At 69.4% G+C, this 17655-nt stretch carries 17 protein-coding genes; 13 read left to right on the top strand and 4 right to left on the bottom strand.

Translation table 11 applies throughout. The annotated features are described in order from the left end of the window. The 5 genes from scpB to Q2100_RS13220 all read left to right on the top strand — a co-directional run. Nucleotides 1-546 (top strand): SMC-Scp complex subunit ScpB (gene scpB / locus Q2100_RS13240; protein ID WP_302914432.1); only part of this gene is annotated, 546 nt, incomplete at its 5' end. 1 nt (nucleotide 547) lies between these two features. Beyond that, nucleotides 548-1297: a pseudouridine synthase gene (locus Q2100_RS13235; RefSeq protein WP_302914431.1), complete on the top strand. Its 750-nt coding sequence runs from the start codon at nucleotides 548-550 to the stop codon at nucleotides 1295-1297. Nucleotides 1298-1305: 8 nt separating this feature from the next. After that, the gene (gene cmk, locus Q2100_RS13230) at nucleotides 1306-1992 is read left to right on the top strand and encodes a (d)CMP kinase (protein ID WP_302914434.1); all 687 of its coding nucleotides are present in this window, start codon (nucleotides 1306-1308) and stop codon (nucleotides 1990-1992) included. After that, entirely contained in the window at nucleotides 1989-3392 is a 1404-nt protein-coding gene (gene der, locus Q2100_RS13225) for a ribosome biogenesis GTPase Der (RefSeq protein ID WP_264013631.1), read from the top strand. The genes cmk and der overlap by 4 nt, the downstream gene beginning before the upstream one ends. A gap of 68 nt (nucleotides 3393-3460) precedes the next feature. Next, nucleotides 3461-4246, top strand: a complete 786-nt coding sequence (locus Q2100_RS13220; RefSeq protein WP_302914430.1) for a sulfite exporter TauE/SafE family protein — start codon at nucleotides 3461-3463, stop codon at nucleotides 4244-4246. Between the two features lies 1 nt (nucleotide 4247). On the opposite strand, the gene Q2100_RS13215 is transcribed toward Q2100_RS13220, so the two are convergent. Genes Q2100_RS13215 through Q2100_RS13200 form a run of 4 tightly spaced genes read right to left on the bottom strand, consistent with a single transcriptional unit; the run spans nucleotide 4248 to nucleotide 9279 of the window. Beyond that, nucleotides 4248-5465, bottom strand: a complete 1218-nt coding sequence (locus Q2100_RS13215; protein ID WP_302914429.1) for an acyl-CoA dehydrogenase family protein — start codon at nucleotides 5463-5465, stop codon at nucleotides 4248-4250. Between the two features lie 15 nt (nucleotides 5466-5480). Beyond that, complete coding sequence (locus Q2100_RS13210) at nucleotides 5481-6497, bottom strand: LLM class flavin-dependent oxidoreductase (RefSeq protein ID WP_302914428.1); 1017 nt, start codon at nucleotides 6495-6497, stop codon at nucleotides 5481-5483. Then, a complete protein-coding gene (locus tag Q2100_RS13205; protein WP_302914427.1) occupies nucleotides 6494-7840 on the bottom strand; it encodes a glutamine synthetase family protein in 1347 nt (448 codons plus the stop codon). The genes Q2100_RS13210 and Q2100_RS13205 overlap by 4 nt, the downstream gene beginning before the upstream one ends. Beyond that, nucleotides 7837-9279, bottom strand: a complete 1443-nt coding sequence (locus Q2100_RS13200) for an APC family permease (protein ID WP_302914426.1) — start codon at nucleotides 9277-9279, stop codon at nucleotides 7837-7839. Before Q2100_RS13200 ends, Q2100_RS13205 begins: the two co-directional genes overlap by 4 nt. Before the next feature lie 170 nt (nucleotides 9280-9449). Here Q2100_RS13200 and Q2100_RS13195 point away from each other — a divergent pair, with 170 nt between their 5' ends. The 8 genes from Q2100_RS13195 to Q2100_RS13160 form a co-directional block, all read left to right on the top strand. Then, entirely contained in the window at nucleotides 9450-10202 is a 753-nt protein-coding gene (locus tag Q2100_RS13195; protein ID WP_302914425.1) for a MetQ/NlpA family ABC transporter substrate-binding protein, read from the top strand. A gap of 61 nt (nucleotides 10203-10263) precedes the next feature. Beyond that, complete coding sequence (locus Q2100_RS13190) at nucleotides 10264-10767, top strand: winged helix-turn-helix domain-containing protein (protein ID WP_302914424.1); 504 nt, start codon at nucleotides 10264-10266, stop codon at nucleotides 10765-10767. A gap of 270 nt (nucleotides 10768-11037) precedes the next feature. Continuing rightward, the gene (locus Q2100_RS13185; RefSeq protein ID WP_302914423.1) at nucleotides 11038-11802 is read left to right on the top strand and encodes an MlaE family ABC transporter permease; all 765 of its coding nucleotides are present in this window, start codon (nucleotides 11038-11040) and stop codon (nucleotides 11800-11802) included. Next, nucleotides 11799-12635, top strand: coding sequence for an ABC transporter permease (locus Q2100_RS13180; RefSeq protein WP_302914422.1), 837 nt, complete (start codon nucleotides 11799-11801; stop codon nucleotides 12633-12635). Before Q2100_RS13185 ends, Q2100_RS13180 begins: the two co-directional genes overlap by 4 nt. Continuing rightward, complete coding sequence (locus tag Q2100_RS13175; protein ID WP_302914421.1) at nucleotides 12632-14059, top strand: MCE family protein; 1428 nt, start codon at nucleotides 12632-12634, stop codon at nucleotides 14057-14059. The genes Q2100_RS13180 and Q2100_RS13175 overlap by 4 nt, the downstream gene beginning before the upstream one ends. Next, nucleotides 14056-15084, top strand: coding sequence for an MCE family protein (locus Q2100_RS13170; protein WP_302914420.1), 1029 nt, complete (start codon nucleotides 14056-14058; stop codon nucleotides 15082-15084). Before Q2100_RS13175 ends, Q2100_RS13170 begins: the two co-directional genes overlap by 4 nt. A 32-nt stretch (nucleotides 15085-15116) precedes the next feature. After that, the gene (locus tag Q2100_RS13165; RefSeq protein ID WP_407667617.1) at nucleotides 15117-16385 is read left to right on the top strand and encodes an MCE family protein; all 1269 of its coding nucleotides are present in this window, start codon (nucleotides 15117-15119) and stop codon (nucleotides 16383-16385) included. Nucleotides 16386-16387: 2 nt separating this feature from the next. Further along, nucleotides 16388-17655 (top strand): MCE family protein (locus Q2100_RS13160; protein ID WP_302914433.1); only part of this gene is annotated, 1268 nt, incomplete at its 3' end.

The raw sequence follows: 17655 nt of genomic DNA, 5'->3' as shown, positions 1-17655 counted from the left end.
GCCACCGAGCAGCCGGCATACCGGATCGTCACGAAGCTGACGCAGATGGCCGCGGAGCTGGCCGAGCGCGGCAGCGGCATCGACCTCAGGGAGGCGGGCGGCGGCTGGCGGATGTACACCCGTGCGCGCTTCGCCCCGTATGTGGAGCGGCTGGTCCTCGACGGCGCGCGGTCGAAACTGACCCGCGCGGCGCTGGAGACCCTCGCCGTGGTCGCCTACCGGCAGCCGGTGACCCGCGCCCGGGTCAGCGCGGTGCGCGGAGTCAACGTCGACGCGGTGGTGCGCACGCTGGTGGCCCGCGGGCTGATCACCGAGGCGGGCACCGACCCCGACTCGGGTGCCACCACCTTCGCGACCACCGAGTTGTTCCTGGAGCGCCTCGGCTTGTCGTCACTGACGGACCTGCCGGACATCGCACCGCTGCTGCCCGACGTCGACGTCATCGACGACCTCAGCGAGTCGCTCGGCGACGAGCCGCGCTTCATCAAGCTCAGCGGCGGACGCACGCCCGACCAGCCGCTGTCCTTCGACGTGGACCGGGACTGACATGGCAGGGACGGACGCCGAGGGAATTCGGCTGCAGAAGGTGCTGTCGCAGGCCGGGGTGGCTTCGCGGCGGGTCGCCGAGCGGATGATCCGCGACGGCCGCATCGAGGTCGACGGGCGGATCGTGACCGAACAGGGCACCCGTGTCGATCCCGAGGTGTCGGAGATCCGGGTCGACGGCGTGCGGGTGAGATTCGACGACACAGTGGTGCACCTGGCGATCAACAAACCCAAAGGGATGCACTCCACGATGTCCGACGACCGCGGCAGGCCCTGCGTCGGCGATCTCGTCGAGCACCGGGTGCGGGGCAACAAGAAGCTGTTCCACGTCGGCCGGCTGGACGCCGACACCGAAGGCCTGCTGCTGCTGACCAACGACGGAGAACTCGCACACCGGCTCATGCACCCGTCGTACGAGATTCAGAAGACCTATCTGGCGACGGTGCTCGGCACCATGCCGCGCGGGGTGGGCAAGAAGCTGCGCGACGGCGTCGAACTCGACGACGGGCCTGCGCGGGTCGACGACTTCGCGGTGGTCGACGCGGTGCCGGGCAAGACCCTGGTGCGGGTGACGCTGCACGAGGGCCGCAAACGTATCGTGCGCCGGATGCTGGCGGAGGTCGGCTATCCGGTGCAGGAGCTGGTCCGCACCGACCTGGGCGCCGTCACCCTCGGCGACCAGCGCCCCGGCAGCATCCGGGTGTTGACCAGCAAGGAGATCGGCGAGCTGTACAAGGCGGTGGGGATGTGACCGGATCGGTGCTCGAGGCAGTGACGATCGCCGTGGACGGTCCGGCAGGCACCGGGAAGTCGTCGGTGTCGCGTGGGCTGGCGCGTGCGCTCGGCGCGCGGTATCTCGACACCGGGGCGATGTACCGCATCGTCACGCTGGCGGTGCTGCGTGCCGGGATCGACCTGGCCGACACCCCCGCCATCGAGCGTGCCGCGGCCGCGGTGCCGTTGTCGGTGGGCTACAACCCCGACGAGGACCGTGCCTACCTCGACGGCGAAGACGTGTCCGGTGAGATCCGTGGCGACGCGGTGACCAGGGCGGTGTCGGCGGTGTCGGCGGTGCCCGCGGTGCGCGCCCGCCTCGTGGGGCTGCAGCGGGAATTGGCCGCGGGCCCCGGCAGCGTGGTGGTCGAGGGCCGCGACATCGGCACCGTCGTCCTTCCGGACGCCGATCTGAAGATCTTCCTGACCGCTTCGGCCGAGGAACGCGCCCGCAGGCGCAACGACCAGAACGTCGCCAACGGGCTGCCCGACGACTACGAGACCGTGCTCGCCGACGTCCGGCGCCGCGACCATCTCGACTCGACGCGGGCGGTGTCGCCGTTGCGCGCCGCCGACGACGCGGTGCAGGTGGACACCAGCGCGATGACCGAACCCGAGGTGGTGGCGGCGTTGACCGACCTGGTGGCCCGGCGCACAGGGGTGCGGCGATGACCGACGACGGAACGTGGGCCGACGAGAGCGAATGGGAGGTCGGCGCCGAAGAGGTCGCCGAGGCGATCGAGGAGGCGACCTCCCCGCCGCCGGTCGTCGCGGTGGTCGGACGGCCCAATGTCGGCAAGTCCACACTGGTGAACCGCATCCTGGGCCGCCGCGAGGCGGTGGTGCAGGACGTGCCCGGCGTCACCCGCGACCGGGTCTCCTACGACGCGACGTGGTCAGGCCGGCGGTTCGTCGTCCAGGACACCGGCGGATGGGAGCCCGACGCCAAGGGGCTGCAGCAGCTGGTGGCCGAACAGGCGTCGGTGGCGATGCGCACGGCCGACGCGATCATCCTGGTGATCGACGCGGTGGTGGGCGCGACCACCGCCGACGAGGCCGCCGCACGGATGCTGCGCAAATCCGGCAAGCCGGTGTTCCTGGCGGCCAACAAGGTCGACACCGAGCGCGGTGAGGCCGACGCGGCGGCGCTGTGGTCCATGGGTGTCGGTGAGCCGCACCCGGTCAGCGCGATCCACGGCCGTGGAGTCGCAGACCTGCTCGACCGGGTGATGGAGAGCCTGCCCGCGGTGTCGGAGTTCTCGGCGACCGGGGGCGGACCGCGCCGCGTGGCGCTGGTCGGCAAGCCGAACGTCGGCAAGAGCTCGCTGCTGAACCGGTTGGCGGGCGATCAGCGCTCGGTGGTGCACGACGTCGCGGGCACCACCGTCGACCCGGTGGACTCGCTGATCGAATTGGGCGGCAAGACATGGCGATTCATCGATACCGCGGGGCTGCGCCGTAAGGTCGGCCAGGCCAGTGGCCACGAGTTCTACGCATCGGTCCGCACGCACGGCGCCATCGACGCCGCCGAGGTGGTGCTGGTGCTGATCGACGCCTCGCAGCCGCTGACCGAGCAGGACCAGCGGGTGCTGTCGATGGTCATCGAGGCCGGACGCGCGCTGGTGCTGGCGTTCAACAAGTGGGACCTCGTCGACGAGGACCGCCGCTACCAGCTCGACCGCGAGATCGACCGCGAACTCGCCCAGGTGCAGTGGGCGTCGCGGGTGAACATCTCGGCGATGACGGGCCGGGCGGTACAGAAGCTGGTGCCCGCGCTCGAGCAGGCACTCGCGTCCTGGGATGCGCGCATCTCGACCGGCCGGCTGAACACCTTCCTCAAGGAGGTCGTCGCGGCCAACCCGCCGCCGGTGCGTGGCGGTAAGCAGCCGCGCATCTTGTTCGCGACCCAGGCCGCGACGCGCCCGCCCACCTTCGTGCTGTTCACCAGCGGGTTCCTCGAGGCCGGTTACCGCCGGTTCCTGGAGCGCCGGCTGCGGGAGACCTTCGGGTTCGACGGCAGCCCGATCCGGGTCAACGTGCGGGTGCGCGAGAAGCGCGGCCAGAAGCGGTGATTCCCGGGCGTCGCCCGTTGCGCTGAGCGTGACGGAGGCCACCGGTCGGCGCCGATTAGGGTGGTCCGGTGCCCGTCCTCGACATGATCCTCATCGCGCTGGCCGGCGTCGGAGCGGGTGCGATCAACGCGGTGGTCGGCTCCGGCACGCTCATCACCTTCCCGACGCTGGTCGCGCTGGGCTATCCGCCGGTGACCGCCACCATGTCGAACGCGGTCGGACTGGTCGCCGGCGGGGTGTCCGGCACCTGGGGCTACCGCCGGGAACTGCGCGGTCAGTGGCACCGGCTGCGGTGGCAGATCCCCGGGTCGCTGTTCGGCGCGCTGGCCGGTGCGTGGCTGCTGCTGCACCTGCCCGAAAAGGTCTTCGTCCAGGTCGTCCCGGTGCTGCTGATCGCGGCACTGCTGCTGGTGCTGGTGGGTCCGCGCATCCAGGGCTGGGCGCGGCGCCGGGCCGAGGACAGCGGCCGGTCCGTCGACGACATCAGCCGGGGCCGGATGGCCGCACTGGTGATCGCCACGTTCGTGGTCGGGATCTACGGCGGGTACTTCACCGCCGCCCAGGGCATCCTGCTCATCGCCGCGATGGGTGCGCTGCTGCCCGAGTCGATGCAGCGGATGAACGCCGCGAAGAACCTGCTGTCGCTGATCGTCAACGTGGTCGCCGCGCTGGCGTACACCATCGTGGCGTTCGACCGGATCAGTTGGGCAGCTGCGGGTCTGATCGCCGTCGGATCACTCGCCGGCGGCTTCCTCGGAGCACACTACGGCCGCCGGTTGTCACCGGGAGCGCTGCGGGCGGTGATCGTCGTGGTGGGGCTGATCGGACTGTGGCGGCTGCTCGCGACGGCCTGAGTCAGAAGTAGCCGTTGGTGGGTGGCGGCGCGTCGTTGAGGTGATGGTCGCCCGCCACATAGGCCTTGTACGACAGCGGGCTGTGGCTCGCGATCGTTCGGGCGTTGCGCCAGTGCCGGTCGAGGTTGAGTGTGCGCGCGGTGGCCGAGGCGCCGCCGGTGTCGAACAGCCGCTCGGCGGCGGCCAGCACCAGACGCTCGGACACCAGCTGCGCCTTCGCCACCGTCACCGCGACGGCCCCGAGTGCGTCGATGTCGTCCTGCAGGCCGCGGTCGACCAGGCGGTCCATCTCGTCGGCCGCCGAGAGCACCAGCGTCCGAGCCGACCACGCCGCCGCCGCGATGTCGCCGACCGCCTCGACGATGAACGGGTCCTTCGCCGCGGTCGTCGACAGCGCGTGCGAGGCGGGGCGGGCTCTGGTCTGGACGTAGGCAACCGCGTCGTCGAGTGCACCGTGGGCGATGCCTGCGGTCACGGCGGCGAGGTACAGCTGCTGGAACGTCGTGCTGTGGCCTAGGTGGGCGCCGTCGGTGACTGTGGTGACCTCCAGCGGTTCGACGGCGACGTTGGTGAACCGGGTGCCGCCGCTGGCGGTAACGCGCTGACCGAATCCGTCCCAGTCGTCGAACAATTCGACGCCGTCGCGGTCCACCGGCACGACGGCCTGCAGGTCGCGGCCGGCCTGGTCGACCGCCGACACCGCGACCACGTCGGCGTAGAGCGTGCCCGTGGAGTAGAACTTGTGCCCGTTGAGCCGCAGCACACCGTCGTGGTCGGGGAGCAGGGTCGTGTCGGCTCCGCCCGGGGTGGCGCCGCGGGCGTCGGTGACGGCGTTGCCGAACACCAGCCCGGCGTCGATGCGGGGAAACCATTCCGCGCGTTCGGCTTCGGTGGCGCGGTTCGACAGCAGGCGTTCGCTGTAGCCGAAGTGCGCCCGCAGCGCCTGCGCGACGTTCGAACTGCCACGGGCGATGGTGATCACCGCGGTGAGCACGTCGCGGACGCTGCCGCCCGGCCCGCCGTAGCGGGTGGGCACGCGCAGCGCCAGCACACCGGTGTCCCGCAGTGCGGTGACCGCGTCGTGCTGCAGGATCCGTTCGCGGTCGGCGGCGGCGTCGTCCGCGCGCAGCGTGGCGACGATGCCGGGTAGCCGCGCCAGCCGATCCTCGACCGAGCCCGGATCGCCGGCGGTGTGCAGTGTCCTCTGCGCGACTGACATGTGAGGGCCTTCCGGTCAGCGGAGACGGGGGATGATCTCGGCGGCGAAGCGATCCAATTCGGTCTCCAGCGGCTGGAACTGGAGCATGAAGAGTTCGATCCCGGCCTCGTGGAACGCCGCGATGCGGTCGATCACCTGGGTGTGGCTGCCGACCAGTCCGGCGAGTGTCCCGCCGTTGGAACCGACCCTGCTGGTGTCCGCGAGCACCCGGTACATGGCGGTCTTGGGGTCGGCGCCCGAGGAGACCTCCGGGCGGGACTCCGCGTCCACGAGGGCCTGCAGGTGCTGCAGCTCGGCGTTCGCCTCGGCCTCGGTGTCGCGCGCGATCACGAACGCCGACAGACCGAACCGCAGGCCAGGCCGGTTGCCGCGGCGGGCACGCAGGTCGGCGACCACGTCGACGGTCTGCTCGAGCGGGCGGCCGTTGAGGAAGTAGACGTCGGCGTGGTCGGCGGCCAGTGCCCGGCCGGGGGGTGATTCACCGCCGACGTAAACGGTGGGCATCCGCTCGGGAACCCGCCGGACCAGGGCCGGTGGACCATCGGGCGCGCCGAGGGCGACCTCCTTGCCCTGCCAGAGTTCGACGACCTGTTGCAGCCAGCGCCGGGTGTGGGCGTAGCGGTCGTCGTGATCGGGCACTTCGATCCCGAGGGCGGCGAGTTCGGGCAGGAACCACCCGGAGACCACGTTGACGCTCAACCGCCCGCCGGAGATGGCGTCGATGTTGGCGGCGAGCTTCGCGAACACCAGCGGATTGAACAGCAGTGGTTTCACCGCACCGATGAGCTCGATGGTCGACGTCGCCTCGGCGATCGCCGCGAGTGTCGACCACGTCTCGAGCACGTCCTCCTCGACGTTGCTCGGGTGCATCACGTGCTGCGCCAGCAGCGTCGCGTCGTACCCGGCTCGTTCGGCGCGCAGCACCAGATCCCGGTTGCGTCGATACCCGGCGTCGGGGGCGTCGTCCGGATGGCTTCGGGCGCCGTGATTGCCGTAGACCGGTGCCCACACGCCGAAGCGGGGACCGGTCACGACGTCGCCAGGTAGCGTCGCCGCTCCCAGTCGGTGACCTGCCGGGAGTACTCCACCCACTCGCTGCGGGCGATCAGGGTGAAGTCGAGCACCGAGTCGGTCCCGAGGATCTCACCGATGACGTCGTCGCGCAGCGTCTCGGCCAGCGCCGCGCCGAGCGACTCGGGCAGCGGCGCGCCACGCTCGTAGAGGTTGCCGTCCCCGCGGTCCGGTGGCCGGTCGCCGGCCTCGAGCCCGGCCACGATCGCGGCCAGCGCCGACGCGACCAGCCAGTAGGGATTGGCATCCGATGCGCCGGTGCGCAGTTCGATGCGGCTCTCCTCGGCCGAGCCGGACACCAGGGACCTCACGGCGGCGCTGCGGTTGTCCCGGCTCCAGGTGACGGTGGCGGGGGCGAAGGAGTCCGGTTCGAACCGCCGGTAGGCGTTCACCGAGTGCGCCCCGAACAACGTGATCGCAGGCAGGTGGTTCAGCAGACCGGCGATGGCGTGCTGTGCGGTGTCGTTCTCGTGTCCGTCGTTCGTCCCGAACGCGGGCCTGCCGTCCCGCCACAGCGAGATGTGCAGGTGTGCCGAACTCCCGGACTGGTCCGCGAACGGCTTCGGCATGAAACTCGCGACCTTGCCGTGCCTGCGGGCCACCTCCTTGGCGGCGTACTTGAGGCGTGCGCTGTCGTCGGCGGCCTGCAGTGCGTCTGCGTAGACCAGGTTGGTCTCGACCTGCCCGGGCCCGTACTCGGTCTGCACGCCCTCGAGCGGCACGAACCGCGTCAGGGTGTCGTGCAGGTCGCCCAGCACGGGATCGAGGGCGTTGGCGTTCTCGAGTGAGTAGGCGTGGATGTCCTGCTGGAACGGAGATCCGTCGGGGTCGAGCAGGTAGAACTCCAGCTCCACGCCCACCTTCGCGGTGTACCCGAGGCCGGCCAGCCGGTTCAAAACCCGGCGCAGCACCGCCCGCGGATCCAGCTTCGACGGCGATCGGTCGTGGGAGACGATGTCGCACAACACATGTCCGGCCGACGGTCGCCATGGCAGCCGGCGGAACGTCGACAGGTCGGGCACGGCGTAGACGTCGGGGTAACCGCCGCTCCAGTTGGTCAGCTCCAGTGAGTCGATGACGGTGCCCTCGGCGTTCCAGCCGAGTGCGGCCTCGCAGAACGAGAACCCGATGCCCCTGGCTCGGTCGAGGAACCGGTCGGCCGGGATCCGCTTGCCCGCGGCGTGTCCGAAGGCGTCACTCCAGGCGATCTCCACCTCGGTGACACTGCCGTCGGCGAGTGCCGAGATCAGTTGCGCTGCTGCGTCGTCGGCGTTGTCCAGCACCGGGTCGGCGGTGGTGGTCATGACACCGCCCGCACCGTGCGGTCACCGACCCGGGTGCCGACGACGGTGCCCGCGACGAAGGCCACCACCAGCAGTCCCACGATGATGACGGCGAGCACGCTCGAGCCGCCGACGAGGTCGTCGAGATTCGCCAGGATCAGCGCGAGCGCCCCGATGAGTCCGACGAGGCCCAGCGCGGGGGCGATCCGGACCCGCCACAGCGAGTGTCCGCGCCGGTCGCGGCCGAAGTGCACCAGGACGGCGACGCTCGTCGCGATGAGCAGCACGACGATGCCGACGGTCGTCGCACCGGCGAACCACGTGTAGAACTGTGCGGCCGGATCGAGACCGAAGGCCACGGCGAGCAGCACGCTCACGGCGACCGCCCCGGAGATCCACAGCGAAGCCCGGTGCGGAGAACCGTGTTTCGTGTGCGGGTCACCGAGCGTGGCGGGGAGCACACCGCGCTGCGACAGCGTGAACACGTACCGCGAGACCACGTTGTGGAACGCCAGGATGCAGGCGAACAGGCTGGTGAAGTACAGCACCGTGATCACGTCGGTGCCGAACGTGCCGATGTAGCGCGCCGCGGTGTCGGACAGGAAAGTTCCACCGGAGTTCTGCGCCTGTGACAGTGCCTGCGTGTCGCCCCAGCCCGAGATCAGGGCCCAACTCGTGAGCGCGTAGAACACCCCGATCAGGAGCAGTGAGACGTAGGTCGCGCGGGGAATGGTGCGCTCAGGGTCGCGCGCCTCGTCGCGGAAGATGGCGGTCGCCTCGAAGCCGACGTAGCTGATGATGGCGAACAGCAATCCGATACCCAGTGATCCGGACAGGATCGCGTCGGGATCGACGATGCCGGTGGACAGTCCGTGGTCGCCGCCGCGGACCACGATGACGGCGTCGAGCACCGCGACGATCGCGATCTCCGCGGTCAGCAGAACCGCCAGCACCCTGCTCGAGAGCGCGATGTTGCGGTAGCCGAGGTAGGTGGTGACGGCGAAGGCCAGCGCCGCGAACAACCACCAGGGCAGCGCAGGTCCGCCGAACAGTTCGACGACGGTGGCACCGGCCGGTCCGAGCAGGCCGTAGACACCGGCCTCGATCGCGAGGTAGCTCACGATCGCGACGAACGCGACACCGATGCCGACCGGGAAGCCAAGCGAGGCGCGGACATACGAGAAGAAGGCGCCGGCCTCCTGGACATGGGGCGTCATGGCGGTGAAGCCGACGGAGAAGAGCAGCAGGATCACCGTCGCCACGATGAACGTCGCGGGGAAGCCGGCGCCGTTGCCGCCGGCGATGCCCAGTGGCACGACGCCACCGATCACCCCGAGTGGCGCGGCGGCCGCAACCACCATGAACACGATCGACGCGACACCCAGATTGCCGGACAGCCGGCGCGCCGGGGATTCGGGCGGATCGCCCACACCGTGTACGGGAGCGATGGTTTCTGACATGCGGTGACCCCTTCGGTGTTTCGGTACCCGCACGGTAGGGACAGACCGCTGTTGGCTCCCATGGTTCGGTTCACGGTGAGTCGTTCGGCGTCACAATCGGGCACATTCGGCGCCGCACCCCCGCCCGCCCGAAGGCGGGTAGGGTCGGCGGCTGTGACGAGGCGGGCCCCGTGAGCCGGACCGTGCGGTCGATCGCCGGTGTCGGCATGCGGCCGCTGCGGGTCGCCGCCTCACCGGTCCCGCACGCGGAGATCCTCGAGCACGTCCAGCCGATGCTCGCCGGCCACGGTGTCGACCTGCGCATCGAGACCTTCGAATCCTTCGACGAGCCCAACGATCTGGTTGCCGCGCAACGACTCGACGCCAACTACTTTCAGTACCTGCCGTTTCTCGCCGAGTTCAACCGGCGGACCGGTGCGGGGCTGGTGCCGATCACGCCGGTGCACATCGAACCCTTCGGCCTGTACTCGGCGGTCTGGCCCGGCCTGGCCGACATCCCCAGGTTCGCCGAGATCGCGCTGCCGTCGGATCCGGTGAACATCGGCCGGGCGCTGGAGATGCTCGCCGACGAGGACCTGATCGAGCTGCACCGGCCCGGTGCGGCACCGGCGACGACCGCCGACGTCACCCACAATCCACGCGAGTTGGTGCTCAAGGAACTGAGCAGTTGGCTGCTCGCCGACGTGCTGGCCGACTTCGACGCCGCGTTCCTGTTCGGCAACCAGGCGATGGGCCGCGGCGTCACCACCGGTGCCGCCCTCGTGTTCGACCACGGCAATCCCGCCTACGCCGAATACCTCGTCGCCCGTCCCGACAACTGCGACGATGCCGACGTCCGCCTGCTCGGCGCGGCGCTGAACTGTGCATCGACTCGCGCCTTCATCGGCACCGCCTACCGGGGCCAGGTGATCGCCGCGTTCTGAGTTGCGCTCACGGCGAGGGAAACCGGTGGCGGGACGGCCGGGCCGTGGTGATAGTGATTTCGTGTATCAGGGTGGTCGGCCGGCCGACTCCGACGTCGGCACCGTGCGCGTCGTGCTGTACATCGACCTGCCCCGCTATCCGCCGGATGTGGCCGGGCACGCCCTCGACCTCGTCGGCCAGTACGGCGCGCTCATCGCCCGCACGATCCCCGGCGCTGTCGTGCGCACCGCGACTTCCGATCCGTCGGTCGACGGGCCCGCCTCCGGCCTGGCCGTCGACCCGGTCCGGCGCGCTGTGACCGTCGACGGCAGGCGAATCCGGTTGGCCTACCGTGAGTACGAGTTGCTCGTCCACCTCGATCGCGCGAACGGCCGCACCGTGTCCCGCACCGAGCTGCTTGCCGAGGTGTGGAAGGCGCGGGCCGGAATATCGGAGCGGACGGTGGACTCGCATGTCCGGCGGTTGCGGTCCAAGCTGGGCGACCACGCGGAGATGCTGACGACCGTGCGTGGCGTCGGGTACCGGTTGACCCCGTCGGGTGCCCCGGCAGTGGAATCGGCCTGACGGCGGCACGGCCTCAGCGATCCAGCGTCATTTAACTCGACCCGATTCAATCCGTGCCCGGCGGACCGGTTGCGTTCGCCAACCAGCGATTTCCGCTATTTGACGTGCGCGTTTGCGTCGCCGGATCGGTTGACAGCAAATGCGGGTCTTCCTAGCGTCTGCCTCCGAGCTCGACGAAATTTAAGCGATGACTCGTCGTTGCTTCTCGTCGAGCCGGCACCGGCCCCGGCTGGACAGTGCAACGACCGATGCAGTAATCGAGGGGGGCGTGTGAACCGGACCGCCTTCGCGAGACCCGCGGTGGCGATGGGCGATTTCTTCGTCCTCGCCGGTGAGACGTTCGCCGCGATGTTCCGGCGCCCGTTCGCGTTCAGCGAGCTGATCGATCAGATCTGGTTCGTCGCACGGGTGTCGATCGTGCCCACGGTGGTGCTGTCGATTCCGTACACGGTGCTCATCGTCTTCACGCTCAACATCGTCCTGATCGAGGTCGGCGCGGGTGACCTCTCGGGCGCCGGTGCGGCCCTGGCGTCGGTCACCCAGGTGGGGCCCGTCGTCACGGCAATCGTCGTCTCTGGTGCCGGCGCCACCGCGATGTGCGCCGATCTGGGCGCCCGGACCATTCGCGAGGAGATCAACGCCATGAAGGTGATCGGGGTCAACCCGATCCAGGCGCTGGTGGTGCCGCGGGTGATCGCCGCGACATTCGTTGCGCTGATGCTGTATTCGGTGGTGGCCGTCGTCGGCCTGACCGGGAGCTACTTCTTCGTGGTGTTCGTCCAGGACGTCACCCCCGGCGCCTTCGCCTTCGGCCTGACGCTGCTGACCGGTCTGCCGCAGGTGATCGTCTCGCTGGTCAAGGCGCTGCTGTTCGGCCTGTCGGCCGGCCTGATCGCCTGCTACAAGGGGTTGTCCGTCGGTGGCGGGCCGACGGCGGTGGGCAACGCCGTCAACGAGACGGTGGTCTTCGCGTTCATGGCGCTGTTCCTGATCAACATCCTCGCCACCGCGCTCGGCGTGAAGGTGGCGCCGTGAGCGAGCTCGCGAGCGAACCGTCGACGCTGGACCGCGTGATCGGCACGACCCGCAAGCTGGGCGAGCAGACCGCCTTCTACGGACAGGCGCTGGCCGCCACCACCGACGCGGTGCGCCGCTACCCGGGTGAGGTGTTGCGGCTGGTCGCCACCATGGGTCTGGGCACCGGCGCGCTGGCGGTGATCGGTGGCACGGTGGTCATCGTCGGCTTCCTCACCCTGTCCACCGGCGCGCTGATCGCCGTGCAGGGCTACAACACCCTGTCCAATGTCGGTATCGAGGCGCTCACCGGCTTCCTCGGCGCGTTCCTCAACGTCCGCTTCATCGCACCCGCAACCGCGGGTGTCGCGCTGGCCGCGACGATCGGCGCCGGTGCGACCGCACAACTGGGCGCCATGCGCATCAACGAGGAGATCGACGCCCTCGAGGTCATGGGCATCCGCGCGGTCACCTATCTGGCGTCGACGCGCATCGTGGCGGGCATCATCGCGGTGATCCCGATCTACACCGTCGCGGTGCTGATGTCGTTCCTCGCCACCCGGTTCGGCACCACCGTCATCTACGGCCAGTCCCGCGGCGTCTACGACCACTACTTCACCACCTTCCTGCACCCGACGGACCTGTTCTGGTCGTTCACCGAGGCGCTGGCGATGGCCGCCGCCGTGATGGCGGTGCACACCTACTACGGGTTCACCGCCACCGGCGGCCCGGCAGGCGTCGGCGAGGCGGTCGGGCGAGCGGTGCGCACCTCCATCACCGCAGGGGTGTTCATCCTGCTGACCATCACGCTGTCCGTGTACGGACAGTCCGGCAACTTCCATCTGTCGGGGTGAGCGTGGCCGGCCAGACGACCAACTCACCACGGCGCTCCGGCGTCGACCCGATCTGGTGGGCGCCGGTGCTCTTCGTGGTGGTCATCGTTCTGGTGGCGCTGACCGCCGTGCTCTTCACCGGCGCGGCGAAGAGTTTCGTGCCGGTCACACTGGTGTCCGACCGCTCCGGCCTGGTGATGGAGGACGGCGCCAAGGTGAAGCTGCGCGGCGTGCAGATCGGCGAGGTCGACGGCATCGGCACCGAGGCCGCGGCGGAAGGATCCGAGAACTCCAAGCTGACGCTGAAGATCTATCCGGACCAGTTCCAGTTCCTGCCGCGCAACGTCGAGGCGGAGATCAAGGCCAGCACCGCCTTCGGCGCCAAGTACGTCGACCTCGTGGTGCCCGAGGACGGCGGCTCCCCGCAGCCACTCGAGCCGGGCGCCGTGCTGAAGTCGCGCAACGTCACCGTCGAGGTCAACACGGTGTTCCAGAATCTGCAGTCAGTGGTGCAGTCCGTCGACCCGGCGAAACTCAACTCGGTGCTCTCCGCGGTGGCGCAGGCGGTGCGCGGCAAGGGCGACGTCATCGGTCAGGCCATCACCGACTCCAACAATGTGCTGCTCGCCGTGAACCCGCGGATGCCCACCGTGCAACGGGACTGGCAGCTCTTCGGCCAGACGGCCGACGCCTATTCGAAGGCGGCCCAGGACATCCTGTCGGTGCTGGACTCCTTCTCCACCACCAGCACGACGATCGACACGAACGCCCGCGCCCTGGACGATCTGCTGCTGTCGTCGGTCGGGTTCGCGCAGTCCGGCATCAACGTCATCGGCGGCAACCAGCCCGCCCTGGTGCGCTCGCTCGACCTGTTGATGCCGACCACCGAGTTGTTGGAGACATACTCGCCGACCTACACCTGCCTGTTCCAGGGCGCCCAGTGGTTCCTCGACAACGGTGGCCGGGATGCGTTGGGCGGCAACGGCAAATCGGTCATCATGGACGCCGCGCTGCTGTTCGGCGACGACTCCTACCGGTACCCGGACCACCTGCCCCGCGTGAACGCGAAGGGCGGACCTGGCGGGCGGCCCGGTTGCGGGTCGCTGCCCGACGTCAGCAAGAACTTCCCGGTCAAGTACCTGGTCACCGACACCGGCTTCGGCACCGGCCTGGACGTGCGGCCCAACCCGGGCATCGGCTTCCCGGGTTTCGCGAACTACTTCCCGGTGACCAAGGCCATCCCGGAACCGCCGCGCATCCGGTACCCCGGCGGTCCCGCGCCCGGGCCGTTGCCGGCCTACTCCGGGGCGCCCCCGTACGGCGCCGCGCTGTACGCGCCCGACGGCACCCCGCTGTACCCGCCGCCGCCCGGGGCTCCGCCTCCGCCGCCACCGTTGCCGGCTCCGTTGACGCCGCCGACACCGACCGAACAGGATGCACCATGAGTGGGAGAACCCCGCGGGCCCTCACCCGGGTGGTGCTGTTCAGCGTGATGTGCCTGGTCTTCATGTTCGCTCTGGTCACGGTGTTCGGACAGTTCCGCTTCGACGCGCGCAGCACCTACACCGCGGTGTTCGCGAATGTGTCCGGGCTCAAGGGCGGGAACTTCGTCCGCATCGCCGGCGTCGAGGTCGGCAAGGTCAAAGAGTTGACGCTGCACAAGGACGGCACCGTCAGCGTCGGCTTCGACGTCGACAACGGGCTGACGCTGACCGAAGGCACCCGGGCGGTGGTGCGCTACGAGAACCTGATCGGCGACCGGTATCTCGCGCTCGAGGACGGTCCCGGCGCGGTGCGGAAACTGCAACCGGGACAGACCATTCCGCTCGCCCGGACGTCGCCTGCGCTCGACGTGGACGCATTGATCGGCGGCTTCCGTCCGCTGTTCCGCGCGCTCGACCCCGACCAGGTGAACGCGCTGTCCGGCGAACTGCTCGAAGTGTTCCAGGGCCAGGGCGGCACCATCGCTTCGGTGCTGTCGCAGACCTCGGCGCTGACGTCGACACTGGCGGGCCGCGACGAGTTGATCGGTGAGGTGATCACCAATCTGAACACCGTGCTGGCGACCTTCGCCGCGCGCGACGACCAGTTCGCCGACGGCCTGGACACCCTGTCTGCGCTCGCTCAGACACTGGCCGACCGCAGAACCGACATCACCAACGGCACCGCCTACATCAACGCAGCGGCAGGCACGGTCGCCGACCTGTTCCAGGAGATCCGACCCACCGTCGAAGAGGCCGTCACCCAGACGGACCGCTTCGCCGGCCAGATCATGGCCGACCGGGACTACGTCGACGATCTGGTCAAGACCCTGCCCGACGCGTATCAGGTGCTGGCGCGACAGGGCCTCTACGGCGACTACTTCGGCTTCTACCTGTGCGACGCGATCCTCAAACTCAACGGCAAGGGCGGGGAGCCCACGTACGTCAAACTCGCGGGCCAGGATTCGGGACGGTGCACACCGAAATGAGACGACCGACACTGAGGTGGAAGCGGCCGTCGATCACACCGCTGGCCCAGCGCAGCCGGCCCGCCGTCGGGGCGGTCGGGACGCTGATCCTGGTCGCGCTCGTCGCTGCGGCGTTCTCCTACGACAAGCTGCCACTGATCAAGCGCACGGCCGACTACTCGGCGTACTTCGCCGAAGCCGGCGGCATCAAACCGGGCAGCGAGGTCCGGGTGTCCGGACTCGAGGTCGGCACGGTCGGTGACGTCACCCTGGCAGGCACCCAGGTGCTGGTGGAGTTCACGGTCCGCAAGGGTGTCGACCTGGGAGACAGGACAGAGGCCGCCATCAAGACCGAGACCGTGCTCGGCACCAAGATGCTGGAGGTCACCCCACGCGGAGAGGGCGAGCTCGACGGTCCGATCCCCATGGACCGCACCACGTCCCCTTACGACCTGCCGGACGCGCTCGGTGACCTCACCACCACCATCAGCGGCCTCGACACCGCCCAGCTCTCCACATCGCTCAGCACCCTGGCCGACACGTTCGCCGACACACCGCCCGAGCTGAAGATGGCGCTCGAGGGGGTGTCGCGGTTCTCCGACACCCTCAACGAGCGGGATGCGCAATTGCGCAACCTGCTGGCCAACGCCGACGAGGTCACCGGGGTGCTCGCCAAGCGCAGCGACCAGATCGCCGGCCTGGTGGCCAACACCAACGCCCTGCTCGCCGAGCTCTTGTCGCAACGGGATTCGGTGGATGCGTTGCTGGTCAACCTCAGGGCGGCCGGTGAACAGATCTCCGGCCTGGTCGCGGACAACCGCACCGAACTCAAACCCGCCGTCGACAAGCTCAACGGCGTCCTGGAGATTCTCGACAACCGCAAACAGGAGTTGCAGAGGACCCTGTACCTGCTGCGGCGCTACGCGATGTCGTTCGGCGAAGTGCTCGGATCGGGCCCCTTCTTCAAGGCCTCCCTGGTGAATCTCGCGCCGGGCCAGTTCTCCCAGCCGTTCATCGACGCCGCGTTCTCCGACCTCGGGCTCGATCCCAACGTGCTGCTGCCCTCCGAACTCGTCGACCCCGGGATCGGTCAGCCCGGCACCCCGCCGATGCCGATGCCGTTCCCGCGAACCGGCCAGGGCGGCGAACCGCACCTCACACTGCCCGACGCGATCACGGGCAACCCGGGCGATCCGCGCTACCCCTACCGCGAACCATTGCCCGCTCCACCGCCGGGCGGTCCGCCGCCGGGGCCGCCGGCCGAATCCGGACCCACCCCGCCGCCGACCGTCCCGCCGCCTACGCCTGACGGAGGGCCGTGACCATGCGCATCGACTTCCGCCATGCACGAATCGCGTTGGCAGCGACGCTGATTCTCACCCTCGCCGTCGCGACCACCGTGGTGGCCACACCGTGGTGGGACCGCGTCAGCAGAGACACGTTCACCGCATACTTCGCCAACGCCAACGGCCTGTACACCGGCGACGAAGTCCGCATCCTCGGTGTCGCCGTCGGCACCGTGGACGAGATCGAGCCGCAGCCGGAGAACACCAAGGTCACGTTCTCCGTCGACTCCGAATACCCGGTGCCCGCCGAGGCGAAGGCCGCGATCCTGTCACCGTCGCTGGTCAGCGCCAGGGCGATCCAGCTCGTTCCCGCGTACGCCGGAGGGCCGAAACTCGAAGCGGGAGGCGTCATCCCGGAGAACCGGACGGCGGTTCCCGTCGAGTGGGACGACTTCCGGCAGCAGCTCGAGAAGCTGACCGAGTCATTGCAGCCCGTCACGCCGGGAGGTCCGAGTGCGGTGGGGGAGTTCGTCAACACCGCGGCGGACAACCTGCGCGGCGAAGGCGACACCGCCCGCGAGACGGTGATCAAGCTGTCGCAGGCGGTCTCAGCCCTCGGTGACCACAGCACCGACATCTTCAGCACCGTGCGCAACTTGCAACTGCTGGTCGCGGCCCTGACGTCGAGCAGCGACCTGCTCGCCGCGTTCAACACCAACCTCGCCGAAGTGACCACCCTGCTGGACAACTCACCCGACGAGTTCGCAAACGCCACCCGCGCGCTCGACGGCGCCGTGAACGACCTGCGCGGCTTCGTCGCCGAGAACCGCGAGGGCCTCGGCGTCACCGTCGACCGGCTCGCGTCGGTCACCACGGCGCTCAACGACAGTCGCGCCGACGTGAAGCAGGTGCTGCACATCACGCCGACGGTGTTCCAGAACTTCATGAACATCTACCAGCCCGCCCAGAGCGCGGTGACCGGCATCCTCGCTCCGGTGAACTTCGCCAACACCGTGCAGTTCATCTGCAGCGCCATTCAGGCCGCGTCGCGCAAGGGCTGGGAGCAGTCGTCGAAGCTGTGCGTCCAGTACCTGGCGCCGATCATCAAGAACCGCCAGTACAACTTCCCGCCGCTCGGGGTCAACCCGTTCGTCGGCGCGTCGGCGCGGCCCAACGAGATCACCTACAGCGAGAACCGGCTGAACCCCAACCTGCCACCGCCGGTCCCGCTGGACGTCCCGCCGCCGTTCACCGGCGTCCCGGGGCCGCTGCCTGCCGAGGCGGCGCCGCCCACCGGGCAGCCCGG

Source organism: Mycolicibacterium arseniciresistens, assembly GCF_030519285.1.
Taxonomy (GTDB): domain Bacteria; phylum Actinomycetota; class Actinomycetes; order Mycobacteriales; family Mycobacteriaceae; genus Mycobacterium; species Mycobacterium arseniciresistens.
Note: the sequence above shows the minus strand (reverse complement) of the source record. Positions and strands in the feature narration are given on the sequence as shown.